The sequence below is a fragment of the Streptomyces sp. NPDC003456 genome, assembly GCF_042878735.1.
Taxonomy (GTDB): domain Bacteria; phylum Actinomycetota; class Actinomycetes; order Streptomycetales; family Streptomycetaceae; genus Streptomyces.
Genome location: NZ_JBIAOK010000003.1, coordinates 927,080 through 953,229 on the forward strand (window position 1 = coordinate 927,080; position 26,150 = coordinate 953,229).

Annotated in this window: 24 protein-coding genes, 1 pseudogene and 1 riboswitch; of the genes and pseudogenes, 17 read left to right on the top strand and 8 right to left on the bottom strand. The window is 73.8% G+C overall.

Translation table 11 applies throughout. The features are described 5' to 3' along the window. Positions 1-53 precede the first annotated feature (53 nt). Both trpD and ACFYWG_RS15095 read left to right on the top strand, forming a co-directional pair. A complete protein-coding gene (trpD, locus tag ACFYWG_RS15090) occupies positions 54-1,118 on the top strand; it encodes an anthranilate phosphoribosyltransferase (RefSeq protein ID WP_376323649.1) in 1,065 nt (354 codons plus the stop codon). A gap of 79 nt (positions 1,119-1,197) precedes the next feature. Further along, positions 1,198-1,314, top strand: a riboswitch (SAM riboswitch). A gap of 162 nt (positions 1,315-1,476) precedes the next feature. Continuing rightward, a complete protein-coding gene (locus ACFYWG_RS15095; protein WP_389201583.1) occupies positions 1,477-2,844 on the top strand; it encodes an aminotransferase class V-fold PLP-dependent enzyme in 1,368 nt (455 codons plus the stop codon). On the opposite strand, the pseudogene ACFYWG_RS15100 reads toward ACFYWG_RS15095, so the two are convergent. The 3 genes and pseudogenes from ACFYWG_RS15100 to ACFYWG_RS15110 form a co-directional block, all read right to left on the bottom strand. After that, positions 2,799-2,981: pseudogene (locus ACFYWG_RS15100) on the bottom strand (glycerate kinase); the annotation flags it as partial. The gene ACFYWG_RS15095 and the pseudogene ACFYWG_RS15100 overlap by 46 nt on opposite strands. A gap of 138 nt (positions 2,982-3,119) precedes the next feature. After that, a complete protein-coding gene (locus ACFYWG_RS15105) occupies positions 3,120-3,401 on the bottom strand; it encodes an Lrp/AsnC family transcriptional regulator (protein WP_376323652.1) in 282 nt (93 codons plus the stop codon). Then, complete coding sequence (locus ACFYWG_RS15110; RefSeq protein WP_383503504.1) at positions 3,398-4,159, bottom strand: rhomboid family intramembrane serine protease; 762 nt, start codon at positions 4,157-4,159, stop codon at positions 3,398-3,400. The genes ACFYWG_RS15105 and ACFYWG_RS15110 overlap by 4 nt, the downstream gene beginning before the upstream one ends. A gap of 158 nt (positions 4,160-4,317) precedes the next feature. On the opposite strand from ACFYWG_RS15110, the gene ACFYWG_RS15115 reads away from it, so the two are divergent. The 5 genes from ACFYWG_RS15115 (at position 4,318) to ACFYWG_RS15135 (ending at position 9,716) form a co-directional block, all read left to right on the top strand. Continuing rightward, positions 4,318-4,557, top strand: coding sequence for a hypothetical protein (locus tag ACFYWG_RS15115; RefSeq protein WP_114251597.1), 240 nt, complete (start codon positions 4,318-4,320; stop codon positions 4,555-4,557). Positions 4,558-4,630: 73 nt separating this feature from the next. Continuing rightward, a complete protein-coding gene (locus ACFYWG_RS15120) occupies positions 4,631-5,974 on the top strand; it encodes an NYN domain-containing protein (RefSeq protein ID WP_389201586.1) in 1,344 nt (447 codons plus the stop codon). A 251-nt stretch (positions 5,975-6,225) separates the two neighbouring features. Beyond that, complete coding sequence (locus ACFYWG_RS15125; protein ID WP_376323658.1) at positions 6,226-7,266, top strand: NlpC/P60 family protein; 1,041 nt, start codon at positions 6,226-6,228, stop codon at positions 7,264-7,266. 222 nt (positions 7,267-7,488) lie between these two features. Then, a complete protein-coding gene (locus tag ACFYWG_RS15130) occupies positions 7,489-8,499 on the top strand; it encodes an NlpC/P60 family protein (protein ID WP_383503505.1) in 1,011 nt (336 codons plus the stop codon). Positions 8,500-8,531: 32 nt separating this feature from the next. Continuing rightward, a complete protein-coding gene (locus ACFYWG_RS15135) occupies positions 8,532-9,716 on the top strand; it encodes a hypothetical protein (protein ID WP_389201589.1) in 1,185 nt (394 codons plus the stop codon). On the opposite strand, the gene ACFYWG_RS15140 is transcribed toward ACFYWG_RS15135, so the two are convergent. Beyond that, entirely contained in the window at positions 9,704-10,999 is a 1,296-nt protein-coding gene (locus tag ACFYWG_RS15140; RefSeq protein ID WP_385421161.1) for a glycosyltransferase 87 family protein, read from the bottom strand. The genes ACFYWG_RS15135 and ACFYWG_RS15140 overlap by 13 nt on opposite strands. Positions 11,000-11,117: 118 nt before the next feature. Here ACFYWG_RS15140 and ACFYWG_RS15145 point away from each other — a divergent pair, with 118 nt between their 5' ends. After that, entirely contained in the window at positions 11,118-12,260 is a 1,143-nt protein-coding gene (locus tag ACFYWG_RS15145; protein ID WP_376323666.1) for a glycosyltransferase family 4 protein, read from the top strand. 40 nt (positions 12,261-12,300) lie between these two features. Here the strand turns inward: ACFYWG_RS15145 and ACFYWG_RS15150 are convergent, their stop codons facing one another. After that, the gene (locus tag ACFYWG_RS15150) at positions 12,301-14,097 is read right to left on the bottom strand and encodes an AMP-dependent synthetase/ligase (RefSeq protein ID WP_389201592.1); all 1,797 of its coding nucleotides are present in this window, start codon (positions 14,095-14,097) and stop codon (positions 12,301-12,303) included. 339 nt (positions 14,098-14,436) lie between these two features. Between ACFYWG_RS15150 and ACFYWG_RS15155 the strand changes: the two genes are divergently transcribed. The 6 genes from ACFYWG_RS15155 to ACFYWG_RS15180 all read left to right on the top strand — a co-directional run bounded on the left by ACFYWG_RS15155 (position 14,437) and on the right by ACFYWG_RS15180 (position 19,868). Continuing rightward, entirely contained in the window at positions 14,437-15,192 is a 756-nt protein-coding gene (locus ACFYWG_RS15155; RefSeq protein ID WP_376323917.1) for a metallophosphoesterase, read from the top strand. Between the two features lie 110 nt (positions 15,193-15,302). After that, positions 15,303-15,743, top strand: coding sequence for an SRPBCC family protein (locus tag ACFYWG_RS15160; RefSeq protein ID WP_383503510.1), 441 nt, complete (start codon positions 15,303-15,305; stop codon positions 15,741-15,743). Positions 15,744-16,130: 387 nt separating this feature from the next. Then, on the top strand, positions 16,131-17,300 hold the full coding sequence (locus ACFYWG_RS15165; protein ID WP_389201594.1) for an ArsA family ATPase: 1,170 nt from the start codon (positions 16,131-16,133) through the stop codon (positions 17,298-17,300). A 93-nt stretch (positions 17,301-17,393) separates the two neighbouring features. Next, entirely contained in the window at positions 17,394-17,894 is a 501-nt protein-coding gene (locus tag ACFYWG_RS15170; RefSeq protein WP_389201596.1) for a DUF5304 domain-containing protein, read from the top strand. A gap of 134 nt (positions 17,895-18,028) precedes the next feature. Continuing rightward, positions 18,029-18,982 (top strand): ROK family glucokinase, encoded by a 954-nt coding sequence (locus tag ACFYWG_RS15175; RefSeq protein ID WP_376323675.1) that lies wholly within the window; start codon positions 18,029-18,031, stop codon positions 18,980-18,982. Positions 18,983-19,094: 112 nt separating this feature from the next. Next, entirely contained in the window at positions 19,095-19,868 is a 774-nt protein-coding gene (locus ACFYWG_RS15180; protein WP_389201599.1) for an endonuclease/exonuclease/phosphatase family protein, read from the top strand. Positions 19,869-19,914: 46 nt separating this feature from the next. On the opposite strand, the gene ACFYWG_RS15185 is transcribed toward ACFYWG_RS15180, so the two are convergent. Both ACFYWG_RS15185 and ACFYWG_RS15190 read right to left on the bottom strand, forming a co-directional pair. Beyond that, complete coding sequence (locus tag ACFYWG_RS15185) at positions 19,915-20,529, bottom strand: hypothetical protein (RefSeq protein ID WP_376323678.1); 615 nt, start codon at positions 20,527-20,529, stop codon at positions 19,915-19,917. Further along, the gene (locus tag ACFYWG_RS15190; protein WP_376323680.1) at positions 20,522-21,319 is read right to left on the bottom strand and encodes an alpha/beta hydrolase; all 798 of its coding nucleotides are present in this window, start codon (positions 21,317-21,319) and stop codon (positions 20,522-20,524) included. Before ACFYWG_RS15190 ends, ACFYWG_RS15185 begins: the two co-directional genes overlap by 8 nt. 201 nt (positions 21,320-21,520) lie before the next feature. Here ACFYWG_RS15190 and ACFYWG_RS15195 point away from each other — a divergent pair, with 201 nt between their 5' ends. The 3 genes from ACFYWG_RS15195 to ACFYWG_RS15205 are packed head-to-tail and all read left to right on the top strand — an operon-like array spanning position 21,521 to position 24,241. Further along, positions 21,521-22,300: a lysophospholipid acyltransferase family protein gene (locus ACFYWG_RS15195; RefSeq protein WP_376323681.1), complete on the top strand. Its 780-nt coding sequence runs from the start codon at positions 21,521-21,523 to the stop codon at positions 22,298-22,300. 28 nt (positions 22,301-22,328) lie between these two features. Continuing rightward, complete coding sequence (gene macS / locus ACFYWG_RS15200) at positions 22,329-23,555, top strand: MacS family sensor histidine kinase (protein ID WP_383503515.1); 1,227 nt, start codon at positions 22,329-22,331, stop codon at positions 23,553-23,555. Continuing rightward, positions 23,552-24,241, top strand: a complete 690-nt coding sequence (locus tag ACFYWG_RS15205) for a response regulator (RefSeq protein WP_376323685.1) — start codon at positions 23,552-23,554, stop codon at positions 24,239-24,241. The genes macS and ACFYWG_RS15205 overlap by 4 nt, the downstream gene beginning before the upstream one ends. 37 nt (positions 24,242-24,278) lie before the next feature. On the opposite strand, the gene ACFYWG_RS15210 is transcribed toward ACFYWG_RS15205, so the two are convergent. Then, positions 24,279-26,144 (bottom strand): anthranilate synthase family protein, encoded by a 1,866-nt coding sequence (locus ACFYWG_RS15210; RefSeq protein WP_389201603.1) that lies wholly within the window; start codon positions 26,142-26,144, stop codon positions 24,279-24,281. Between the last annotated feature and the right edge of the window lie 6 nt (positions 26,145-26,150).

The window sequence follows — 26,150 nt, forward strand, 5'->3', positions numbered from 1 at the left end:
CGCGTCGAGACATTCCGTCCCGCGGTGCGGGACACCTGACCCTGGAGCGGCTTATGAGCGCTGTGACCCCCGCTGGAGGCGACACCGCGGCGGGCCGCTCCTGGCCCACGCTGCTGAACGGCCTGCTGCAGGGCCGGGACCTGACCGCCGACGACACCGCGTGGGCGATGGACCTGATCATGCGCGGTGAGGCCACGGACGCGCAGATCGCCGGATTCGTGGTGGCGCTGCGCGCCAAGGGCGAGACCGTCGAGGAGATCTCCGGGTTCGTCCGGGCGATGTACGAGCACGCCAACGTGATCGAGGTGCCCGGGCCGGCCGTCGACATCGTCGGCACGGGCGGTGACGGGGCGAAGACCGTCAACATCTCCACCATGTCGGCCATCGTCATCGCCGGCACGGGCGCCAAGGTCGTCAAGCACGGCAACCGCGCCGCCTCCTCCGCGTCCGGGGCCTCGGACGTCCTGGAGAAGCTCGGCGTCAACCTGGAGCTGCCGACGCACCGGGTGGCCGGCGTGGCCGAGGAGGCCGGGATCACCTTCTGCTTCGCCGCGAAGTTCCACCCGTCGATGCGCTACGCGGGTGCGGCCCGCGGCCAGTTGGGGATCCGGACGATCTTCAACGTCCTGGGCCCGCTGACCAACCCCGCCAAGGTCCGTGCGCAGGCCGTCGGTGTGGCCGACCCGCGCATGGCGCCGATCGTCGCGGGCGTCTTCGCCGGGCGGGGCCACTCGTCCCTGGTCTTCCGGGGCGACGACGGGCTCGACGAGCTGACCACCACGTCCACCTCCCGGGTGTGGATCGTCCGGGACGGCACGGTGACCGAGGAGGCCTTCGACCCGCGGGACGTGGGGATCGACCTGGTCCCGGTCGAGGCCCTGCGCGGCGCCGACGCCTCCTACAACGCCGAGGTCGCCCGTCGCCTCCTGGACGGCGAGACGGGCCCGGTGCGCGACGCCGTGCTGCTCAACTCGGCGGCGGCCCTGGTGGCGCTGGAGCCGGGCACGGGGACGCTGGCCGAGCAGATCGGCGCCGGCATGGCGAAGGCGGCCGAGTCGATCGACTCCGGGTCCGCCAAGCGCACCCTGGAGCGCTGGGTGGCCGCCACCCACGCCTAGGGCCTGTACGACGACGAGGGCGTCCCGCGATCCGGACCCGGGTTGCGGGACGCCGATCTTTTCGCGTACGTTCCTGACAGGTCATGAGTGACAGTCATGAGGCCCCGGCCGACTGTCCGGCAACCCTCCGTCCGTGGCGGGGTGCCCCGGGTGAAGACCGGGCCGCAGGCAGCGAGGTCTGCGGCAAGCGCGGACCCCTCGCGATACCAGGGGTCCTGGTCGTCGAGGAGTTCTCCGTGAGTCAGCGAATGCGATAGGGCCGCAGAGCCCCGCCTCCGCATCCCCTCTTCCTTCCCCACCCCCGCCGGCAGCCCTCCGGGCGCGCGGGTGGTTCCGCCTGACCTCACGGGAGTTCCGTATGTCCGTCTCCACTGTTGCCGCCGACCGGTCCGTCTGCGCCCCGCTGCCCGTTCTGGGGCGGGATGTCACCGTCCCGCTGGTGACCGGCGGGGAGGTCACCTACGCCGCGCTCGACTACGCGGCCAGCGCCCCGGCGCTCCAGCGGGTCTGGGACGACGTCGCCGCGTACGCGCCCTACTACGGCAGCGTCCACCGCGGCGCCGGGTACCTGTCCCAGCTGTCCACCGACCTGTTCGAGAACGCCCGGCGCACCGTCGCGGAGTTCCTCGGCTGCCGGGACGGCGACCAGGTGGTGTTCACCCGGTCCACCACCGACTCCCTCAACCTCCTCGCCGCCGCCCTGCCCGACGACTGCCGGGTCTTCGTGTTCGAGACCGAGCACCACGCCTCCCTGCTGCCCTGGCGCGGCGCCCGGGTGACCTTCCTGGACGCCCCGGACAGCCCCCGGCAGGCCGTGGAGACCCTGGAGCGGGCCCTGGCCGGCCACGACCCCCAAGGCCCCGCCCTCGTGTGCGTCACCGGCGCCTCCAACGTCACCGGCGAGCTGTGGCCCGTACGGGAGCTCGCGGCCACCGCGCACGCCCACGGCGCCCGGATCGTGCTGGACGCCGCCCAGCTGGCCCCGCACCACCCCGTCTCCGTCGCGGACCTCGACGTCGACTGGGTCGCCTTCTCCGGGCACAAGCTGTACGCGCCCTTCGGCTCCGGCGTGCTGGCCGGGCGGTCCGACTGGCTGCGCGCGGCCGAGCCGTACCTCGCGGGCGGCGGCGCCTCGCGCAAGGTCACGCGCCGGGAGGACGGCGGCGTCGACGTGGAGTGGCACGACAGCGCCGCCCGCCACGAGGCCGGCTCCCCGAACGTCATCGGCGCCTACTCCATCGCCTCCGCCTGCAAGGCCCTCACCGAGGCCGGCTTCGACACGCTGGTCGCCCGCGAGCAGTACCTGATCGACACGGTGCGCGCGGGGCTCGCCGAGGTGCCCCAGGTCCGGATCCTGTCCCTGTTCGGCGACGACGCCCCGCGCGTCGGCGTCCTCTCCTTCGTCGTGGACGGCTGGAACAGCTCCCACTTCGCCGCCGCGCTCTCCGCCGAGTACGGCATCGGCGTCCGGGACGGCCTGTTCTGCGCCCACCCGCTGGTGCGCACGCTGCTCGGCGGCGACCCGCAGCAGCAGGGCGAGTGCGGGGCGCCGGAGGCCGCGCCGGGGGAGAAGTCGCTCAACGCCATCCGGGTCAGCTTCGGCGCGGGCACGCCGGACGAGCACGTGGAGCGGTTCGTGCGGGCCGTGCGGGAGCTGGTGACCGACGGGGCGAAGTGGAACTACCGCACCGAGGACGGCCGTTGCGTGCCGGACACCTCGGCGTGAGTGCCGCGGGCCGCGAGCGGCGGTAGCCGGGACCCGAGCACGATCATCCGCAGGGCCCCTTCCGTGGCGTCCGTGAGCAGGCAGGCGTCCACGCCCGGGACCTCGTGCGCGCCCTCGCCGAGGGTGCCCGCCAGGGCGTCCCGCACGATCCTGCGGACCCGGCCCGGCGCGTTCCGTGAAGCCCGGATGAAGAACTCTTCATCCGCCACGGCCGGCGGACCGGCCCCGCACGGATCGACCCGGCCGAACAACCGGCCCCCGGACCGCCCGGGGGCCTACGCGTCCAGGCCGATGGAGAACGCGGCCTCCAGGTCGTGCTGCGAGTACGTGCGGAACGCCACGTGCGTGTCCGTGCCCTCCACCCCGGGGATCTTGCTGATCCGGCCGGGGATCACCTCGGCCAGGTCCTCGTGCCGGCTCACCCGGACCATCGCGATCAGGTCGTAGGTGCCGGTGACGGAGAAGACCTCGCTGACGTTCTCCAGCGCCGCGATCGACTCGGCGATCTCGGGGATCCGGTCCACGCTGGTCTTGATGAGGACGATCGCGGTGATCACGGCTGGTTCTCTCCCTCGGGAGCCGGAGCAGGGGCGGTCCTCACTCTAGTAGGGCCGGTCGGGCGGCCGTAGCGGACGGACGCGTAGCCGAAGCCGAGCCCGAACCCGATCAGGTGGGCCAGGTAGGCCACCCCCGGCCCGTCCGAGGCGCGCCCGGCGGCCAGCCACTGCAGGGCCGCCCAGAACGGCAGCACGATCCACGCCGGGAAGCGCACCGGCAGGAAGAACAGGAACGGCAGGAGACTGGTCACCCGGGCGCGCGGGAACAGGTACAGGAACGCGCCGAGGACGGCGGAGATCGCTCCCGAGGCGCCGACGAGGGACTGGCCCGAGTGGGCGTTGGCGACGGCGTAGCCCAACAGGGCCAGGCAGCCGCAGCCGGTGTAGAACAGCAGGAACTGCACCCGGCCCATCCGTTCCTCGGTCATCGCCCCGAAGACGTAGAGGAAGAGCATGTTGCCGAGCAGGTGCACCCAGCTGCCGTGGACGAACAGCGCGGTCACGGGGGTGAGGACCGAGCCGCCGGTGCCCGCGGAGCCGTCGAACAGCTCCGCGGGGATCACGCCCCAGCGGCGGAAGTAGGCGCGCTGCGCGGCGAGCAGGTCGTCACCCGTGCCGTAGGCCGGATTCAGGCCCGAACCGGGTCCGGCCAGGAAGACCAGGCAGCACAGGGCGATCAGCGAGTACGTCACCGGTGCCGACGACCTCCCGGCCGCCCTGCCGGCCCGGACGAACGACGCACTCCACTTGCGGATCATGACTACAGAGCATGACGTAAGGGGACGCAACCGGGCAGACCGCCTCGCCGCCGTGGACACGTGGGCGGCGGGCACCCCCCAGGCCGTAGGGTTACGAGCCACACGCACCGGGGATGCCGGTGGCGTCACGGACACTAGAGGAAAGAGAACAGGTCACGATGACGGTTCCCCTGCCGACCGCCGGGACGCGGTGGCGCTGCACCCTCTGCGGCAACCTCACGCGCTTCGACGTGACCCGCTCGTCGAAGGTCGTCGAGTACGTCCACCTCGACCTGGCCGGAGAGCCGAAGGTCGAGGAGCGCGAGGTGCTCAGTGAGACCATCGAGTCGGTGCGCTGCCGCTGGTGCAACGCGGTGGACCAGGTGGAACTCGTGGACAGGCCGGGCGCCGGCTCCTGACGATGGGGGTCCCCCCGCTCTCGAGCGACGTCGAGAGCGGGGGAGGGCCCCGCACAGCATTGGGGTGTGACGGATGGTGGAGACCGCGGGCGGGGGGCCGGACGACGGCGCCGCCGAGGTGCTCGACCGTCCGCTGCCCGACGGCGTGCGCCGCAGGGTCGTGCAGATCGTCTCCGACGGCTTCGGATCGCTGACGGTCGGCGAGCTGCCCGCCCAGCTGCGGCAGTACGCCCGCTTCGCCCCCAACCGGCGGGCGAAGTTCGCCGGCAACGCCATGGCCTCGGCGCTGGAGACCGACCCGCTGTTCCGCCAGCGCATCGGGGAGAAGCTCAGAGAGGCCCAGCCCGAGCTGGCCGGTGCCCTGGACTCCGGTTCCCCGCCCCCGGCCGCGGACCCGCTCGACGTGGCGGCCGCGGCCTACGTGCTGCGCCCGCCCGGCTGGGTGAAGCTGGTGGCCGCCGCCGGCGAGGAGGCCCAGCGGGCCGACGCCGAGCGGGCCGACGAGGAGAACCGGGCCGAGCTGGACCGGCTGCGCGCCGAGCTCGACCGGGCCCGGGAGCAGACCCGGACCGAGACCGAGCGGCTGCGTGCGGACCTGGAGTCGGCCAGGAAGGAGAGCGAGGCGCTGCACCGCAAGCTGCGCGCCGCGCTCAGCGACGTCAGGCGCGGCGAGGCCGCCCTGCGCAAGGCGCACGGCGAGATCGAGGCCGTCCGCGCCGAGGGGCACGCCCAGGTGTCCGCCGCCGAGAGCGAGGCCCGGCGGCTGAAGTCCCGGCTCGGCGAGACCGAGGCCGCGCTGGAGGCCGCCCGCCGGGCGGCGCGCGAGGGCCGCAGCGTGGAGGACATGCGGGTGCGGCTGCTGCTGGACACCCTGCTGGACGCCACCCAGGGGCTGCGCCGCGAGCTGGCCCTGCCGCCGGTGTCGGTGCGTCCCGCCGAGACCGTCGACGCGGTCGAGCCGGGCCGGATGACCCCCAAGGACATCGCCGCCCGCGCCCTGTCCGAGAACGACCCGCAGGTCCTCGACCAGTTGCTCGCGCTGCCCCAGGCGCATCTCGTCGTCGACGGCTACAACGTCACCAAAACGGGTTATCCGCAGATGCCGCTGGAGAAGCAGCGCCTCAGGCTGCTCGGGCAGCTCTCCCAGCTGGCCGCGCAGAGCGGCGCCGAGGTCACCTGCGTCTTCGACGGTGCCGAACTGGCCGCGCCGGTGCTGCTCGCGCCGCCGCGCGGGGTGCGGGTGCTGTTCTCGAAGCCGGGGGTCACCGCCGACGAGCTGATCCGGCAGCTGGTGCGCGCCGAACCCCCGGGCCGCCCCGTCATCGTGGCCTCCACCGACCGCGAGGTGGCCGACGGGGTCGCCCGCGCCGGAGCCCGGCCGGTGGCCTCCGCGATGCTCCTCAAGCGCCTTTCGTGACGCTCGGGGGCGTACGTCCCCTGCGCAACGTCCGGGCGAGATGCCCGTATTGGTGAGGCGTGGGGGCCACGGTGCGTCAAGTGGGTCTCACCGCCTGTGAGTCCAGGGGAAAAGATGGCTTACCGTGACGCGAATTTTCATCTGAGGATTTGAACTGATCACAGGAAGGTCACTAGGGTCGGGCCCAACCTCCGCTCGGGTGATCACTCATCGGGAGAGACGGCGGAGGGGCCAGAAGGAGCTTGTCACCCGTGGCGTCCCACCGTCGTCCGAAGCAGCCCAGCCGCGCACGTGTGACCGTGCTGACCACCGCCGCCGCCGCTGCCGTCGCCTTCAGCTCGCAGGCCGCCAACGCGGCCCCCAGTGAGAAGCCGAGCAAGGACGAGGTCAAGACCAAGGTCGACAAGCTCTACGAGGAGGCCGAGAAGGCCACCGAGAAGTACAACGGCGCCAAGGAGAGGCAGGAGAAGCTCCAGAAGGAGATCTCCACCATCCAGGACAGCGTCGCCCGCGGCCAGGAGGAGCTCAACGAGCTGCGCGACAGCCTCGGCCTCGCCGCCGCCTCCCAGTACCGCACCGGCACGATCGACCCGTCCGTCCAGCTGTTCCTCTCCGCGGACCCGGACGACTACCTCGACAAGGCCTCCACGCTCGACCAGTTGAGCAGCCAGCAGGTCGAGGCGCTGAAGAAGGTCCAGGACAAGCAGCGCCAACTCGCCCAGGAGCGCGCCGAGGCCGCCGAGAAGCTCAAGGACCTCGCCTCCACCCGCACCGAACTCGGCAAGAAGAAGCAGGAGGTGCAGGGCAAGCTCGCCGCCGCGCAGAAGCTGCTCAACAGCCTCACCGCCGCCGAGAAGGCCGCGCTGGCCGACGAGGAGGACCGCGCCAGCCGCGCCAGCGAGCGCGACGCCCTCGACGTCGACGTGCCGCCCGGCTCGGGCCGCGCCGCCGCCGCGTTCGCCTTCGCCCAGAGCCAGCTCGGCAAGCCCTACGTCTACGGCGCCACCGGCATGAGTTCCTTCGACTGCTCCGGCCTCACCTCCCGGGCCTACGCGGCCGCCGGCGTGCAGATCCCGCGCACCTCCGAGGCCCAGACCGGGGCCGGCACCAAGATCTACTCGGTCAGCCAGCTCAAGGTCGGCGACCTGGTGTTCTTCTTCAACGACCTGCACCACGTCGGCCTCTACGCCGGCAACGGGCAGATCATCCACGCCCCCCGCACCGGCACGGTCGTCCGCTACGAGTCGATGAACACCATCGGCGGCCCCTTCATGTTCGGCGTCCGGGTCTGACACCCGCGCCGCGCGAACCGGTCCGGCTTCCCCCGGGCCGGGAGATCATGTCCGACGTTCGGGGGAATCCCGACAGCCCCGCGTGAGCCCGCGCCCCGCCGGTGACCTGCGTCTGCGGCGGGGCGTCGCGCCGCGAACCCCCGGACGGTCGTTGGCGGTCACCCGCCGCGGGGCTACTGTCTGCCGCGTTCCACTCCGCCAGCGGAAGGAGAGCGGCTTCCCGTGGGGTCCCATCGCCGCCTTGCACCGTCCCGGCCCGACCGGGGCGCCGGTGCCGCGTTCGGCCTGCTGTCCGTGGCGGCCGCCGCCCTGAGCGCGGTCCCGGCCGCCGCCGCACCGCCCGACGACACCCGGGCCACGGTGGACCGCCTCTTCGAGCAGGCGGAACGGGCGACCGAGGCCTACAACGAGGCCGACGAACGCGCCGACGCGCTGCGCGAGGAGGTCGGTACCGCCCGGGACCGGATCGCCCGCCAGCAGCAGCGCGTCAACTCCCTGCGCGAATCGCTCGGTTCGCTCGCCGGAGCCCAGTACCGCGCGGGCGGCGTCGACCCGGCCGTCGAGCTGCTGTTCTCCGACGACCCGGACCAGTACCTCGACAAGGCCGCCCGGCTCGACCGCCTCACCGCCCACCAGGCCGGTGAACTCAAGGAGTTGCAGGGCGCCCTGCGCGAACTCGCCCAGGACCGCGAGGAGACGGCGGACAGACTCCGCGAACTTCAGCGCAGCCGCAAGGCCGTCGCCGCTCACAAGAAGACCGTCGAGCACAAGCTCGTCACGGCCCGGCGGCTGCTCAACTCGCTGTCCGACGGCGAACGCGAGGCCTACGACCGCGCCTCCCGCGCCGGCCGCACCGACCTGCCCGCCCCCGGCGGCGCCGCCGCCTCCGGACGCGGGGCCGCGGCCGTCGCCGCCGCCCGCAGCGCCCTCGGCAAGCCCTACGTCTGGGGTGCCAACGGGCCCACCGGCTTCGACTGCTCGGGCCTGATGCAGTGGTCGTACGCGCAGGCCGGGGTGGCGCTGCCGCGCACCTCCCAGGCCCAGCGGTTCGCGGGACGGCAGGTCCCGCTGTCCGAGGCGCGCCCCGGCGACCTGGTCGTCTACCGGTCCGACGCCAGCCACGTCGGGATGTACATGGGCAACGGCCAGGTGATCCACGCGCCCTACCCGGGAGCGCCGGTGCGCTACGACCCGGTCGGGATGATGCCGGTCTCCTCGGTCACCAGGGTCTGACCGGACCGGCCCGGCGCCCGTACGATCAGGAGGTGGCTGGTCGAAGGTCGGGGTCCGCGGTACTCGTGCTCGTGCTGCTGCTGGTCGCCCTGGCCGGCTGCGGCGGGCCGTCCACGGCCGACAGCACCGCCATCGACGTCCAGCGGCTGCTGGACCGCCGGGCCGCGGCCGTCCTCGACCGCGACGCACGGGCCTACGCGCGCACCGGCACGGGAGCCGACGTCGCCCGGCTGCGCGCGGTGCCCCTGACCGCCTGGTCCTACCGCGTGACCGACCTGCGCCGCACGGGCGGCACGGCCACCGCCGACGCCGAGCTGCGCTACCGCCTCGCCGGGTACGACCCGGCGCCGGTGACGGCCCGGCGCACCCTGCGGCTGAGCCGGGACGCGGACGGGGACTGGTCCGTCGACGCCGAGCGGCCCGCGAGGAAGGCCCCGCAGCAGCTCTGGGACCAGGGAACCGTGCGGCTGGTCCGGGGCGAGCGCAGTCTCGTCCTGGGCGTCGGGCGGTCCGCCGGCGCGCTGCGCGACTTCGCCGGACTGGCCGACCGCGCGGTGCCCGCCGTCACCGACGCCTGGGGCACGGACTGGACCCGGCGGGTCGTCCTCCTCGTGCCGGACTCGCTGGCGGCGATGGCCGGCCTGCTGGGCTCGCCCGCCTCCTCCTACCGGGGCATCGCGGCGGTCACCACGGGGGAGACCGGCAGCCGGGGCCGGTCCCCGGCCGACCGCATCATCGTCAACCCGGAGGCGTTCGCCCTCCTCGGCGGCCCCGGCGAGCAGGTCGTCGTCACCCACGAGACCACGCACGTCGCCACCCGCGCCCACACCGGCGCCGCCACGCCCCTGTGGCTGTCCGAGGGGTACGCCGACTGGGTCGGCTACCGCACCGCGGGCCGCGCCCCCGCCGAGGCCGCCCCCGAGCTGTCCCGGGCCGTGCGCCGGGGCGAGGTCCCGGCGGGGCTCCCGCCCGACGAGGACTTCGGCTTCACCGGCGACGCCAGCCGCCTGGCCCGGTCCTACGAGAGCGGCTGGACGGCGTGCCTCATGATCGCGGGCCGCTGGGGCGAGTCCCGGCTGCGCGCCTTCTACCGGGCCGTCGGGGAGCACGGGACACGGGAGGGCGCGGTGGAGGAGGCGATGCGGGACGTGCTGGGCACCACGACGCAGGCCTTCACCCGGGAGTGGCAGGCCTACCTGCGGGATCAGCTGGGCTGACCGGGCGGGAGCAGGTCGCCCGCCTCGCGGCGCGCGCCGGCGGGCTCCGGCTCGGTGAGGACCGCGGACCGCTCGCCGGCCGTACCGGCGGGCACCCGGCCGGGAGCCGCCCCGGGGACCGTCGCCCGCCACAGGGCCCGGGCCGCGATCAGCGTGGCGGCCACCAGCAGGCCGTTGCGCAGGAACAGCAGGGTCAGGCCGAGACCGTTGCTCGCCACCACGTCGGCGAAGTACAGCGGGAACTCCAGCACCGTCACGAAGCACGCCACCAGCACCAGCGCCACGGGCAGGCGCATCCGGCTGCCGGGGAAGCACAGGCACACCGCCGCCAGCCCCACCAGCCACACCATGTACTGCGGGCTGATCACGCGGCTGGTGGTGGTGAACATCAGCACCGCCACGAAGGCCGCGTCGGCCAGGGTGTGCTCCTCGAAGCGCCGGGCCAGCAGCCGCCACAGCACCAGCCAGCCGAACGCGGCCCCGGTGAAGAACAGCGCCCCCGTGCTCACCTCGCTCACGTACGGACCGAGGAACTCGATGGAGCCGTAGTTCAGCTTGACCTCGCCCTGCCAGCCGAAATGCCGGGCCACGTGGAAGACCAGCGCGCCCAGCGACTCCACCTCCGTGCCCCGGTCCCGCTGGAAGGTCAGGAACGCGAACGGCCCCGGCACGGTCAGCAGGAACAGCGCCGACACCAGCAGGCCCGTCCCGAGGGCCGTCACCCAGGCGCTGCGGCGGCGGGCGGCCAGCAGCAGCATCGCCGGCCACACCTTCAGCAGCGCCCCGAAGGCCGCCAGAGCCCCCAGCGCCCTCGGGTGCCGGGCGCCCGCGAGCAGCGCGGCGACCGCCACCGCCGTGACCATCACGTCGTAGCGGGCGTAGACGGTCGGGCCGAGCAGGGGTACGCCGGCGGTCCACACCCAGGCACCGCGCGGGGACCGGCCCGGGCGGCGCCCGGCGTACGCCAGCAGCGCCAGGACGGCCAGGTCGGTGACGCAGACCAGGACGAAGAACGCCGTCGCGTAGTCGAGGAAGGGCAGCAGGGCGGGGGAGAGGATCGCCAGGGCGGCGGCGGGCGGGTACTGCCAGGTGACGTCCTCCAGCGGGAACGTTCCGCTGCGCAGGACGTCGTTCCAGCCCCGGTAGATCACGTGCACGTCACTGGTGACGTCCGGGCCGGGGAAGACGTACACCTTCAGCACCCACAGCAGCAGCAGCGTCCTCGTGAGACACCAGATCACCGGCAGCCATGCCAGGGACCGCCTCGTGCCCGTCGTCTCCACGTGATTCCTGTCCGCTCGGCCGCCGTGTCGCTGGGGGCATGATGGCCCGCCGCCTGTGAGCGTGCCACACCCGCCGCCGCGCGTGGCCGTGCGGGGGCCGTTCGGTAGGGTCGGCGGCGTGCGCAAGACCCTGATCGTGACCAACGACTTCCCGCCCCGGCCCGGTGGCATCCAGGCGTTCCTGCACAACATGGCGCTGCGCCTGGATCCGCAGCGGCTGGTCGTCTACGCCTCGACGTGGAAGCGCGGCCGCGAGGGGATCGAGGCGACCCGCGCCTTCGACGCCGAGCAGCCCTTCACCGTCGTGCGCGACCGCACGACCATGCTGCTGCCGACGCCGGGGGCGACCGGGCGGGCCGTGGAGCTGCTGCGCGAACACGGGTGCACCTCCGTGTGGTTCGGCGCGGCCGCCCCGCTCGGCCTGATGGCCCCGGCCCTGCGCCGGGCGGGCGCCGAGCGGCTGGTGGCCACCACGCACGGGCACGAGGCCGGCTGGGCCCAACTGCCCGCTGCCCGCCAGCTGCTGCGGCGCATCGGGGACGCCACGGACACGATCACCTACCTCGGCGAGTACACCCGCTCGCGGATCGCGACCGCGCTGACGCCCGAGGCCGCCTCCCGCATGGTGCAACTGCCGCCGGGCGTCGACGAGAAGACCTTCCACCCCGCATCGGGCGGCGAGGAGGTGCGCGCCCGGCTGGGCCTGACGGACCGGCCCGTGGTGGTCTGCGTCTCCCGGCTGGTGCGGCGCAAGGGGCAGGACACCCTGATCGAGGCGATGCCCCGGATCCTGGCGGCCGAGCCGGACACCGTCCTGCTGATCGTCGGCGGCGGGCCGTACGAGCAGGACCTGCGGCGGCTGGCCCGCGAGACGGGCGTCGCCGCCTCGGTCCGCTTCACCGGCTCCGTCCCCTGGTCCGAGCTGCCCGCCCACTACGGCGCCGGCGACGTCTTCGCCATGCCGTGCCGCACGCGCCGGGGCGGCCTCGACGTGGAGGGCCTGGGCATCGTCTACCTGGAGGCCTCGGCGACGGGCCTGCCGGTCGTGGCCGGGGACTCGGGCGGAGCGCCGGACGCGGTCCTCGACGGCGAGACCGGCTGGGTGGTGCGGGGCGGCTCCCCCGAGGACGCCGCCGACCGGATCACCGCCCTCCTCGGCGACGCGGAGCTGCGCCGCCGGATGGGCGAGCGGGGCCGCGAGTGGGTCGAGGAGAAGTGGCGCTGGGACCTGCTGGCGGAGCGCCTCGAAGAGCTGCTGTGAGCAGCCTCCGCACGGTGCCCCGCCCCGCGGGCGCCGGGCGTCACTTGGCGTAGATCGCCTCGATCTCGTGCGCGTAGTCCTTCGCCACCACGCTCCGCTTCAGCTTCAGCGAGGGTGTCAGGTGGCCCGACTCCTCGGTGAACTGGTGCGACAGGACGCGGAACTTGCGCACCGACTCCGCCTTGGACACCGCGGCGTTGCCGTCGTCGATCGCCGACTGGACCGCGGCCAGCAGGTCCGGGTCGTCGCACAGCGACGCCGCGGTGGAGCCGGCCGGCTTGCCGTGCTCGCTGCACCAGCGGCCCAGGAACTCCTCGTCGATGGTGACCAGCGCGGCGACGAACGGCCGCCCATCGCCCACCACCATGCACTCCGCGACCAGGGCGTGCGCCCGGATGCGGTCCTCGATCACCGCCGGGGCGACGTTCTTGCCGCCCGCGGTGACGATGATCTCCTTCTTGCGGCCGGTGATCCTGAGGTAGCCGTCCTCGTCGAGCGTGCCGATGTCACCGGTGTGGAACCAGCCGTCGGCCAGCGCCTCGGCGGTCGCGCCGGGGTTGTTCCAGTACTCCTTGAACAGGTGCTCGCCGTGCAGCAGCACCTCGCCGTCGTCGGCGATGCGGACCACCGAGCCGGGCAGCGGCTGCCCGACCGTGCCGATCTTCTGCCGGTCCCACGGGTTGAACGCGGTGGCCGCGCAGGACTCGGTCAGGCCGTAGCCCTCCAGGACCGTGAAGCCGATGCCGCGGAAGAAGTGCCCGAGCCGCTCGCCGAGCGGGGCGCCACCGGAGATGGCGAACTCGCCCCGGCCGCCCAGGACCGCGCGCAGCTTGCTGAAGACGAGCTTGTCGAACACCTTGTACTTGATCTTCAGCCCGAGGGACGGGCCCGAGGGGGTGTCCAGCGCCCTGCTGTAGGCGATCGCCGTGTCGGCGGCCTTGTCGAAGATCTTCCCCTTGCCGTCGGCCTGCGCCTTGGCCCGCGCCGAGTTGTAGACCTTCTCGAAGACGCGCGGCACGCCGAGGATCAGCGTCGGGCGGAACGAGGCCAGCTCGTCGGTGAGGTTCTTGATGTCCGGGACGCAGCCGAGCCTGATCGGCGCCATCATGGGCGCGATCTGCACCAGCCGCCCGAAGACGTGCGCGAGCGGCAGGAAGAGCAGCACCGAGCACTCGCCCGTGCGGAACAGCGGACGCAGCCGCTCCACGATGTTGCCGCACTCGGCGAAGAAGCTGCGGTGGGTGAGCACACAGCCCTTGGGGCGGCCGGTGGTGCCGGAGGTGTAGACGATGGTCGCCGGGTCGTCGGCCCGGGCGATCGAGCTGCGCTCCTCCACCGTCTCGTCCGTGACTTCCTGGCCGAGCCGGCCCAGCTCGTCGACGCCGCCGCCCTCGATCTGCCACATGTGCTTGAGCGCGGGGAGCCGGTCGCGCACCGACTCGACGGCCGCGCTGTGGGCGTCGCTCTCCACGACACAGGCGGTCGCGCCCGAGTCGCCCAGGATCCACTCCACCTGCTCCGGGGAGCTGGTCTCGTACACCGGCACGGTCACCGCGCCCGCGCTCCAGATGGCGAAGTCCAGCAGCGTCCACTCGTAGCGGGTGCGCGACATCAGGCCCACCCGGTCGCCCGGCTGGATCCCGGCGGCGACGAGTCCCTTGGCCGCCCGGTGCACCTCGGCGAGGAACGCGGTGGCCGTGACGTCCTGCCAGCTGCCGCCGGCCTTGCGGGCGATCACGGCGACGTCCGGGTGCTGCGCGGCGTTTCTGCGGACGATGTCGGTCAGATTTCCGTCCGCAGGGACCTCGTACAAAGCCGGAAGGCTGAACTCGCGCAAGACTGCTGCTCCTCATAGGGCGCCGGCGCCACGACGGTGTGTGCTGCGACGGTGCGGTCCAAGGCTCGGGCAGGTACTCAGGCATTCACTTGTTGAAATGCAGAGCACGACTGGACTGCCCGGACGTTACCCGCCGGTATGGCTTCTCCGACAGGGGGTCCCGTCGAGATGTTCGCTGCGTCACACGGTTGGGTATTCCTTCGCGCACAGTAGTCCACAGCGAAAACGACTGGCCAGTAACCGCAGGTAGGACCGCCACTGTTCACAGCCGCGGCGCCCGGCCTACCCTTGATCGTCATGGCACCCACACCAGCCGGACGCCCCCGCACCCGCGTGCACGTGGTCAGCGACGTGCACGGCAACGCACGCGATCTGGCCCGGGCCGGCGAGGGCGCCGACGCCCTGATCTGCCTGGGCGATCTCGTCCTCTTCCTCGACTACGCCGACCACTCGCGCGGCATCTTCCCGGACCTGTTCGGCGTGGAGAACGCCGACCGCATCGTCGCCCTGCGCACCGCCCGGCGCTTCGAGGAGGCCCGCGCGTTCGGCGCCCGGCTGTGGGCCGGTGTGGGAGAGGACCGCGGGGCCGTGATCGAGCAGGCCGTCCGCAAGCAGTACGCCGAGCTGTTCGCCGCCTTCCCCGATCCGACGTACGCGACCTACGGCAACGTCGACATCCCGTCCCTGTGGCCGGAGTACGCCGGGCCCGGCACGACGGTCCTCGACGGGCAGCGCGTCGAGATCGGCGGCCGGGTCTTCGGCTTCGTCGGCGGCGGGCTGCGCACCCCGATGCGCACGCCCTACGAGATCAGCGACGAGGAGTACGCCGCGAAGATCGAGGCCGTCGGCGAGGTCGACGTGCTGTGCACGCACATCCCGCCCGAGGTCCCCGAGCTGGTCTACGACACGGTCGCGCGCCGCTTCGAACGCGGCAGCCGGGCCCTGCTCGACGCCATCCGCCGCACCCGCCCCCGGTACTCCCTCTTCGGACACGTCCACCAGCCGCTGGTGCGGCGCATGCGGATCGGGGCAACCGAATGTGTGAACGTCGGGCACTTCGCGGGGACCGGCACACCCTGGGCGCTGCAGTGGTGAAGGCGCCCCAGGTCGGGTGAGATCGGGCGGTCCCGTGCGCGGTAGCCTTCACGCTGCACACACGTGCGCACCACCTTCCATACCGGCCCGCATCTGGAGGAGCCACGGCGATGGCGGAACACACCAGCTCGAGCATCACCATCGAGGCGGCCCCGGCCGACGTCATGGCGGTCATCGCCGACTTCGCCCGCTACCCGGACTGGACCGGTGAGGTGAAGGAGGCGGAGGTCCTCAAGACCGACGAGCAGGGCCGCGCCGAGCAGGTCCGCCTCGTCATGGACGCGGGCGCGATCAAGGACGACCAGGTCCTCGCGTACACCTGGACGGGCGCCGACGAGGTGTCCTGGACCCTGGTGAAGTCGCAGATGCTGCGCTCCCTCGACGGCACCTACCTGCTGAAGCCGGCGGGGACGGGCGGCACGGAGGTCACCTACGCCCTCACCGTCGACGTCAAGATCCCCATGCTCGGCATGATCAAGCGCAAGGCGGAGAAGGTCATCATCGACCGGGCGCTGGCCGGGCTGAAGAAGCGGGTCGAGGCGGGCGAGTAGGGCCGCGCCGCAGGGCGCCCGCGCCGGGCCGGGTGCGGACCCGCCGTGACCGGTCGCGCCGGTGCGGCGCAGCCGCGGGTCCGGCACGGCGGGTGGGTCGGCAGGGTGGGTCGGCAGGGGTATGTGCCGCGTTGCCCGCGGACGGGGTGGTGGAGCGCCCCGGCGGCGCGGTCGGCCTCGGCGCCCCCGCGGACCTCGCGGCCACGCCGGGCACGGCCACGGCAAGCACGGTGCCCGCGGACCTCGCGACCACGCCGGGCACGGCCACGGCAAGCACGGTGCCCGCGGACCTCGCGGCCACGCCGGGCACGGCCACGGCAAGCACGGTGCCCGCGGACCTCGCGGCCACGCCGGGCACGGTGCCCGCGGCCGGTAGCGTTCACCCCCATGCGCACCCTCCTGATCACCGGTCCCGGCGGCAGCGGTCGTAGCACCCTCGCGGCCGCGACCGCCCTGGCCGCGGCGGCCGGGGGCACCCGCACCCTCCTCCTCGGCGGCGACCGCACCGACAGCCTCGGAGCCGCCCTCGGCGTGCCGACCGGACCGGCCCCCGTCGAAGCCGCCCCGCGCCTCACCGTCCGGCGTCCCGACCCGGCGCGGGACTTCCGCCGCGACCTCTCCGCGCTGCAGGGCCGCGCCGCCTCCGCCCTCGACCTGCTCGGCGCCTCCCGCCTCGACCCCGAGGAACTCACCCCGCTGCCCGGCGCGGAGGAACTCGCCCTGCTGCGCGCCCTGCGCGACGCGGCGCCGGGCGAGGCCCACGACCTGCTCGTCGTCGACCTGCCCCCGCTCCCGCAGGCCCTCGCCCTGCTCGCCCTGCCCGAGGAACTCCGCCGCTACCTGCGCCGCCTGGTGCCGCCGGAGCGGCGGGCCGCCCGCGCCCTGCGCCCCGTCCTCGGCCGCCTGGCCGGGGTGCCCATGCCCGCCGAATGGCTCTACGAGACGGCGGCCCGCTGGGACACGGAACTGGCCGCCGTCGAAGCCGTCCTCGCCGACCGGGACACCACCGTCCGCCTGGTCGCCGAGCCGGGCCCGGCCGGCGCCGACGCCCTGCGCGCCGCCGGACCGGGACTCGCGCTGCGCCGACTGCGCGTCGACGCGGTCGTCGCCAACCGCGTCCTGCCCGAGGTCTCGCCCGACGCCTGGCTGGCCGGCCCGGTCGCCCAGCAGCGCAAGACGCTGGAGGAGTGGCGGCAGGTCCACGACGTCCGCACCGTCGCGCACCTCGGCCGCGACCCCCGCGGCGCCGACGACCTGGCCGCCCTCGGCGTACCCGGCGCCGGGAGCGCGGCCCCCGCCGTCGAGTGGCCCGTGGCCGACCGGCTCGCGGACGACGGGGTCCTCGTCTGGCACATCCCCCTGCCCGGCGCCGTACGCGAGGAGCTGGACCTCGTCCGGCGCGGCGACGAACTCGTGGTCACCGCGGGCGCCTTCCGCAGGATCGTCCCGCTGCCCTCCGCCCTGCGCCGCTGCACGGTCGACGGGGCGGCGCTGCGCGAGGGCGAGCTGCGCATCCGCTTCGCTCCCGACCCGCAGCTGTGGCCTCGGGGGCGGTGAGACCGGTCCGGTGCGGGCGGTCCGTCCGGTCCGTGAACCCGGTACGGCCGTTCGGGTAACGTCGGAGGGACGAACCGTAGTCAGGAGTCCGTCATGAGCGAAGAGCTCCCCCCGTTCGACGCCGCGCGCGACGAGGCCGCGGACGAGGCGCGGGCGTTCGACGCCGACGCCTGGTCGAAGGCGTGCGCCGAGGACCTCGAGGCGGAGAAGGCCCGCCGCCGCGCGGAGCACGGCACCCCCCCGGGCTCCGCGGCAGAGGAGCTGAAGAAGCTCGTCGACGCCGTCGCGGACAAGCTGTCGGGCCTCCAGTCCCCGCTGCTGGGCGGGCTCGCGGGCCCGGCGGCCCAGCAGGCCGTCCGGCAGGTCGTCGAGCAGGCCAGGTCCGCGGTGGAACCGGTCATCGAACGCAACCCGGACGTCTTCGACCACCTCGCCGCCGCCGGCAACGAACTGCTCGCCGCCTACCGCACCGCCGTCCAGGGCCAGGAGCGGCGCTGGACCGGCCGCGACGCCGAGGGCGACCCGCGTGACCAGGACGAACGCCGGGACCGCGGAGACGACGACGGCCCCGGCGAGCGCATCGACCTCGACTGAACCCCGCGTTCCGCGGGCGAGCGGCACCCCGGGTGCCGCCGCCGGGCGTGCCCGGCCCGCGGACGACCGCGAACCGGGGTCGGGGCCTCGGGTACCGTTGGCCGTAGCGGGGCTCGACCGAAACTGAGGGATTCATGGGACTCACCATCGGCGTCGACATCGGCGGCACGAAGATCGCGGCCGGCGTGGTCGATGAGGAAGGCAACATCCTCTCGACCCACAAGGTGCCGACCCCGGGCACGCCCGAGGGCATCGTGGACGCCATCGCCTCGGCGGTGGACGGCGCGCACGTCGGTCACGAGATCGTCGGCGTGGGCATCGGCGCCGCCGGCTACGTCAACCGGCAGCGTTCCGAGGTCTACTTCGCGCCCAACATCGACTGGCGCAACGAGCCGCTCAAGGAGAAGGTCGAGGCCCGCGTGGGCCTCCCCGTCGTCGTGGAGAACGACGCGAACGCCGCGGCCTGGGGCGAGTACAAGTTCGGCGCGGGCAAGGGCCACCGCAACGTCATCTGCATCACGCTGGGCACCGGGCTCGGCGGCGGCATCATCATCGGCAACAAGCTGCGCCGCGGACACTTCGGCGTGGCCGCCGAGTTCGGCCACATCCGCATGGTGCCGGACGGCCTGCTGTGCGGCTGCGGCTCACAGGGCTGCTGGGAGCAGTACGCCTCCGGCCGCGCCCTCGTGCGCTACGCCAAGCAGCGCGCCAACGCCACCCCGGAGAACGCCGAGACCCTGCTCGCGCTCGGCAACGGCACCCCCGACGGCATCGAGGGCAAGCACATCTCCATGGCCGCCCGCCAGGGCGACCGCGTGGCCGTCGACTCCTACCGCGAACTGGCCCGCTGGGTCGGCGCGGGCCTCGCCGACCTCGCCTCCCTCTTCGACCCCTCGGCGTTCATCGTCGGCGGCGGCCTGTCCGACGAGGGCGAACTGGTCCTGGGCCCGATCCGCAAGTCCTACAAGCGCTGGCTCGTGGGCGGCAACTGGCGCCCGGTGGCCGAGGTCCGCGCCGCGGAACTGGGCAACAAGGCCGGCCTGGTGGGCGCGGCCGACCTGGCGAGGGAACCCGACCCGATCATGTGACAGCCCGCACGGGACGCGCCTCGGGGGCGCGGGGAACGGCGCGACGCACCACGCACGACCGGCACGCGCGCACGGTCCCTGCGCCCCGGGCTCCCGGGCGTAGATTGATCACATGTCGCTGCTCCCCAACTCGCGTACGGAACCCGACGGTTCCGCAGTCATCAGGGTCCTCGGCTACAACATCCGCTCCCTGCGCGACGACACGGACGCCCTCGTCCGTGTCATCCGGGCGTGCGAGCCCGACCTCGTCCTCCTCCAGGAGGCGCCCCGCTTCTTCCGCTGGCGCAAGAAGCTCGCCCGGCTGGCCCGCGCCTGCGACCTGGTGATCGTCACCGGGGGCGCCACCACCACCGGACCGGCGATCCTCGGCTCGCTCCGGGTGGGTGTCGAACGCACCGAGGACATCCTCCTGCCCCCCACCCCCGGGCTGCACCGCCGCGGCTTCGCCACCGCGGTCGTCCGCGTCGCCGGCACCCGCCTGGGCGTGCTCAGCTGCCACCTGTCCCTGCAGAAGGACGAGCGGTACGCGCAGTCCGGGATGCTCCTGGACCGGCTGGCCCGGATGGGCGCGGAGCACATGATCGCCGGGGGCGACCTCAACGAACGCCCCGAGGGCCCGGCCTTCCGCCGGCTGGCCGGGCGGCTGACCGACTGCCGGGCCGCCGCACCCTGGGGCGGTGAGCACACCTGGACCCCCGCCGACCCCCACGACCGCATCGACGCGATCTTCGCCACGGACGGCATCGAGGTGCTCGGCTGCGGAGTGCCGTCGGCGCTGCCCGGCGTGACGGACGCGGACCTGAGGGCGGCCACGGACCATCTGCCGGTCCTGGCCGCCCTCAAAGTGCCCGCCGTCCGGACGACCGCCCCGCGCCCGGGCGCCTAGAACCGCCCCGCGCCCGGGCGTCTGGAACCGCCCCGCGCCCGGGCCGCTAGACGACCGCCCCGCGCCCGGGGTCCTCGTCCTCCTCGTCGTCCGTGCGCATCCGCGTCACCAGCGTCACGAAGCCGCCGAGGAAACCGCCGATCCCCAGCGTGGCCAGCCACCAGGTCATCTCCCAGCCGAGCAGCACGGCGAGCAGCAGCAGCACCGGGCCGCCCAGCACACCGAGCCAGGCGAACTTCGCCGTGGCGTCGGCGGTCGGCAGGGGCGGCGGCTCCGGGGGCACGAAGTGGCCCTCGTCGTCCTCGTCGAAGTCGTCCTCGGCGGGCTCGGACACGCTGTAGTCGCGCGGGCCCACGCCGGGCGCGAACGACACCGAGCCGCCGAGCGGCTTGACCGGCTTCGGCGCGGGCTGGTCGGTCTCCTCCGGCTCGGCGGGCTTCACCGACTCCCCGGCGGCCCCGGCCGTCTCCACCCGGTCGTCGTTGGTCCCGGCCTCCAGCAGCGCCAGGTCCTCGACCGGCTTGAACGGCTTCGCGCCGGGCGGGTCCGGCGGCTCCTCGCCGTACCCGGCGACGATCGCGGCCCACGCGGCGTCCTCGTCGAACGGGACGCCCTTCTCGTCCGGCTCCCGCCCCTCGCGGTCGGAGTCGTGTTCAGCCACCTGCGGTCGTCCCTTCCTTGCCGAGACCGGGCTCCTGGACGAGGCCGGACGCGAGCCGGCCGATGAACGCGAGGCTCTCCTCGTGGATCCGGTCCGCGTCATGGTCCAACGTGGCGACGTGGTAGCTCTGTTCCAGCAGGATCTCCGTCACGTCCGTCGAGGAGATGCGGCTGAGGATCCTGGCCGAGTCGGCGGGCGGCACCACGTGGTCCTGCGGGCTGTGCAGCAGCAGCACCGGCTGGGTGACCTGGGGCAGCTCCCCGTCGACGATCCGGAAGAACCGGCGCAGCGAGTGCGCCGCGTGCAGCGGGACCCGGTCGTAGCCGAGCTCCCTGCTGTCCGGCCTGGCGATGTCGCTGGCGATGCCCTTCGTCGCGGGGACGAGGTGGCGGACCACGGGCAGCGCGTGCGCGGCCAGTCCGTGCACCTTGTTGGCCGGGTTGACGACCATCACGCCGCTCACGGCGTCGCCGTACTTGGCGGCCAGCCGCAGGGCCAGGGCGCCGCCCATCGACAGTCCGGCCACGAAGACCTTCTCGCGGCGCTCGCACAGCAGGCGCAGCGCGCGGTCCACCTCCGCGTACCAGTCCTGCCAGCCGGTGATCCGCAGGTCCTCCCAGCGGGTGCCGTGGCCGGGCAGCAGCGGCAGGGAGACGGTCAGGCCGTGCTCGGCGAGGTGCTCCGCCCAGGGGCGCAGCGACTGCGGTGATCCGGTGAAGCCGTGGCAGAGGAGGACGGCGACCTCCCCGCCCTCGTGGTGGAACGGCTCGGCTCCGGCGAGGACCGGCACCTTCGGCCTCCAGGTCGTGAGAAGGGACGGACACGATCACTGATGTCACGGAACGTCATGGAAGGGGTCGCACGGCGTTCGCGGGACCTTCACCGTACGCGACCGCACTGACACCGACCAGGGCCGTCGGGTCCTTCGACGGCACTCCGGGTTAAGGTCTGACCGACACATACAGGAGGCACTCGGTTGTTGTACGGCGCGATGAAGGTCGCTGTTGGGGGACCGCTGAAGGTCGCCTTCAGGCCCTGGGTGGAAGGTCTGGAGCACATTCCCGCCGAGGGCCCCGCGATCCTGGCGAGCAACCACCTCTCCTTCTCGGACTCGTTCTTCCTGCCCGCGGTGCTGGACCGCAAGGTCACCTTCATCGCCAAGGCCGAGTACTTCACCACGCCCGGGGTCAAGGGCCGGCTGACGGCCGCCTTCTTCAAGGGCGTCGGCCAGCTGCCCGTGGACCGCTCCGGTGCGCGCGGCGCCGGTGAGGCCGCCATCAGGAGCGGCATCGAGGTGCTGGAGCGCGGCGAGCTGTTCGGCATCTACCCCGAGGGCACGCGCTCGCCCGACGGGCGGCTGTACCGGGGCAAGCCCGGCGGTCTCGCGCGCGTGGCGCTCGCCACCGGCGCGCCCGTCGTCCCCGTCGCCATGATCGACACGGAGAAGATCCAGCCGCCCGGCAAGGTCGTGCCCAAGCTGATGCGGCCCGGCATCCGTATCGGCAGGCCCCTGGACTTCAGCCGTTACCAGGGCATGGAGCACGACCGCTTCGTGCTGCGCGCGGTGACCGACGAGGTCATGTACGAGATCATGAAGCTGTCCGGCCAGGAGTACGTCGACATGTACGCCACGGCCATGAAGCGGCAGCTCGCGGAGGCGGCGAAGGCGGAGAAGGAGGCCCAGAAGGCGGCCAGGGCCGCGCTCGCCAAGGCGGAGAAGGAACAGGCCGAGAAGGAAAAGCAGGCGGAGCAGCGGCGTACCGAGCCCTAGTCGGGGCCGGGGCCGGGGGGTGGGGGAGATGGCCAGGCGCGAGCGTGTCATGAGGATGTCGGTCGAGCAGCCGCTGTGGCGGGCGCTGACCGCCTACCGCGTGCTCACCATGCTGTACGCCATCGGCCTGTTCGCCAGCGCCCACGACGAGTTCCCGCGCCCCTGGGTCGCCGTCGGCTACTACGTCGTGCTGGCGGTGTGGACCCTGGCCACGCTGCCCCGGGTCAGCGGCGCCGCCCGCTGCACCAGGGGCTTCCTGGCCGCCGACCTCACCGTCGCCCTCACCGGCATCCTGCTCACGCCCGTCGCCGACGCGCACGAGAGGGTCCAGGCGGGCGGCCCGACGCTGCCCTCGATCTGGACCGCCGGCGCCGTGCTGGCCTTCGCCATCAAGGGCGGCTGGCGCTGGGCGGCCCTGGCCTCCTCGCTGGTGGCCGTGGCCAACCTGGCCGAGCGCGGCAGCCCGGCCCGCGACACCGTCCACAACGTCCTGCTGGTCTGCATCGCCTCCGTCGCCATCGGCTACGTCGTGGAGGTGGCCCGCGCCTCCGAGCGCACCCTCGCCCGCGCCCTGGAGATCGAGGCCGCCACCCGCGAGCGCGAGCGCCTGGCCCGGGACATCCACGACAGCGTGCTGCAGGTGCTGGCGATGGTGCAGCGCCGGGGCGCGGTCATCGGCGGCGAGGCGGCCGAGCTGGGCCGGATGGCCGGGGAGCAGGAGGTCGCGCTGCGCACCCTGGTCTCCGGCGGGCTCGTGCCGGTCTCCCGGGTCTCGGAGGACGCCGCCGAGGGAGCGCTCGTCCGGGCCGTCGAGGAGGAGCCCGGGGACGAGGGGCCCGCGGACCTGCGCGCCCTGCTCGCGCCGTACGCCCGGGCCACGGTGAGTCTCGCCGAGCCCGGCGCGCCCGTGCTCCTCGCGCCCGCCGCCGCCCGGGAGATCGCCGCCGCGGTCGGCGCCGCCCTGGACAACGTCCGGCGGCACGCGGGCGAGGACGCCCGCGCCTGGATCCTGGTCGAGGACGAACCGGACGAGGTGATCGTCACCGTCCGGGACGACGGTCCCGGCATCCCGGAGGGGCGGCTCGCCCAGGCCGAGGGCGAGGGGCGGCTCGGCGTCGCCCAGTCGATCCGCGGCCGGCTGCGCGACCTCGGCGGAAGCGCCGAGCTGATCTCCGTGCCGGGGCAGGGCACGGAAGTCGAGTTGAAGGTACCGAAGAGCGTGGCGGACACGCGGGGGAAGGCGGGACGGCGATGACGTCGAGCACCGGGGACGGACGGGACCCGATCAAGGTGATGGTGGTCGACGACCACCCCATGTGGCGCGACGCCGTCGCCCGCGACCTGGCCGAGTCGGGCTTCGACGTGGTCGCCACCGCGGGCGACGGCGACCAGGCCGTGCGCCGGGCCCGGGCCGCCGCGCCCCAGGTCCTCGTCCTGGACCTGAACCTGCCCGGCAAGCCCGGCGTGCAGGTGTGCAAGGAGGTCGTGGCCGCCGACCCCACCCTGCGGGTACTGGTGCTCTCCGCGAGCGGCGAGCACGCCGACGTCCTGGAGGCGGTGAAGTCCGGCGCGACCGGCTACCTGCTGAAGTCGGCCTCCACCGAGGAGCTCCAGGACGCCGTCCGCCGCACCGCCGTCGGCGACCCCGTCTTCACCCCGGGTCTGGCCGGCCTGGTCCTCGGCGAGTACCGCCGCCTGGCCTCCGAGCCCGGGCCCGCGCCGGACACCGACGAGCCGAAGGCGCCCCGGCTCACCGAGCGCGAGACCGAGGTGCTGCGCCTGGTCGCCAAGGGTCTGAGCTACAAGCAGATCGCCGAGCGCCTGGTGATCTCCCACCGCACGGTCCAGAACCACGTCCAGAACACCCTGGGCAAGCTGCAGCTGCACAACCGCGTGGAGCTGGTCCGGTACGCGATCGAACGCGGCCTCGACGACGAGTGAGGCACCGGCCGGAGCCCCTGGGCCCCGGCCGGCCGCGTCACACCGAGGGCGCGCCCGTGCCCCGCAGCTGCCTGATCAGCTCCCGGACGATCCGCGCCCCGTCCAGCGTGAGCACCGACTCGGGGTGGAACTGCACACCGGCGAACCCCGGCCCGCGCAGGGCGTGCACCTCGCCGTTCGCCGCCCGGGCGACCTCCACCGAGCGGGCGGCCAGCCGGGCCGCCGCCTCGTCGTCGCAGCGCGCGGTGAAGCTGTTGTAGAAGCCGACCGTCTCGCGCCGCCCGAACAGCTCGATCTCCGTCTGCGCCCCCTGGTACGGCACATCCTTGCGGACGATCTCCAGCCCCAGATCGGCCGCGATCAGCTCGTGCCCGAGGCAGACACCGAGCACGCCCTGCCGCCCGGCGCGGAGCACCTCCGCGGTCAGGGCGCGCAGCGACCGCATCTTCGGATCCCCGGGGTCGGACGGGTCGCCCGGCCCGGGCCCCAGCACCACCGGCCCCTCGTGCCCCCGCACCGCCTCCGCGAGCCCGGGCTCGTCGTACCGGCGCACGGTCACCTCCAGGCCGCCCGAGCGCAGCACGTGCGCGAGCATCGCGGTGAAGGTGTCCTCGCCGTCGACGACGAGGGCGTGCCCGGCCGGCTCCGGCGCGCGCTCCTGCATGCGCAGCCAGAAGGGCGCCAGCGACGCCCGGCGTCCGTCCAGCGCGGCCCGCACGCGCGGGTCGTCGGCCAGGCGGGGCCGCGTGTGCTCCACCCGCGGCCGTGCGGGCAGCACGCCCAGGGCCGCCAGCACGCCCGCCGCCTTCGCGTGGGTCTCCGCGACCTCGCTCGCCGGGTCCGAGCCGCGCACGAGCGTGGCGCCGACCGGCACCCGCAGCCGCCCGTCCGCGTCGATGTCGGCGGTGCGGATCAGGATGGGGGAGTCCAGGGTCTGGGCCGCGCCCGCGTCCCGGCCGATCAGGGCCAGCGCCCCGGCGTAGTAGCCGCGCCCGCCGCTCTCGTGCCGCTCGATCACGCGGCAGGCGTTCTGCACCGGCGAGCCGGTGACGGTCGCCGCGAACATCGTCTCCCGCAGGACGTCCCGCACGTCCAGCGTCGACCTGCCGCGCAGCTCATACTCCGTATGGGCGAGGTGCGCCATCTCCTTCAGCCGGGGTCCGATCACCACCCCGCCCATGTCGCCGACGGTGCACATCATCTTGAGCTCCTCGTCGACGACCATCGACAGCTCCTCGATCTCCTTGCCGTCGGCGAGGAAGTCCAGCAGGTGCTCCGGGGTCGGGCCGCCCGCCGGATAGCGGTAGGTGCCGCTGATCGGGTTCATGACGACCGTGCCGCCGGACCTCCGCACGTGCACCTCGGGACTGGCCCCCACCAGGGTGCGGTCCCCGGTGTGCACGACGAACGTCCAGTACGCGCCCCGCTCGCCCTCCAGCAGCCGCCGGAACAGCGCGAGCGCGTCGGCCCTGCCGAAGCCGGGGATCTCGCCCTCGTAGGTCCGCCGGATGACGAAATTGGCGCCCTCGCCCCGGCCGATCTCCTCCTCCAGCACCCGCCCGACGATCCGCGCGTACTCCTCGTCGCCGACGTCGAAGCCCCCGCCGCGGACCCGGACGCCGTGCGCCGGGAGCTGCTCCAGCGCCTCGGCGAGCGGGACGGTGTACGTCTCCTCGGGCGTGAGGGCCAGCAGGGGTGTGCCGTCGTCGCGCACGTCGAAGCCGCGCTCGCGGATCTGCCGGAACGGCACCAGCGCGAGGCTCTCGCCGGGCAGGTCCGCCAGCCGGTCGTGGGCGGTGACGGGGCCGATCAGGACCTCGACCAGGTCGTGGTCGTGGCCCGGGGTGCGGCGGCGGAGCAGGGCGAACGGACGGGGGTCGTCCGGCAAGCCGAGCAGGTTCATGGGTCC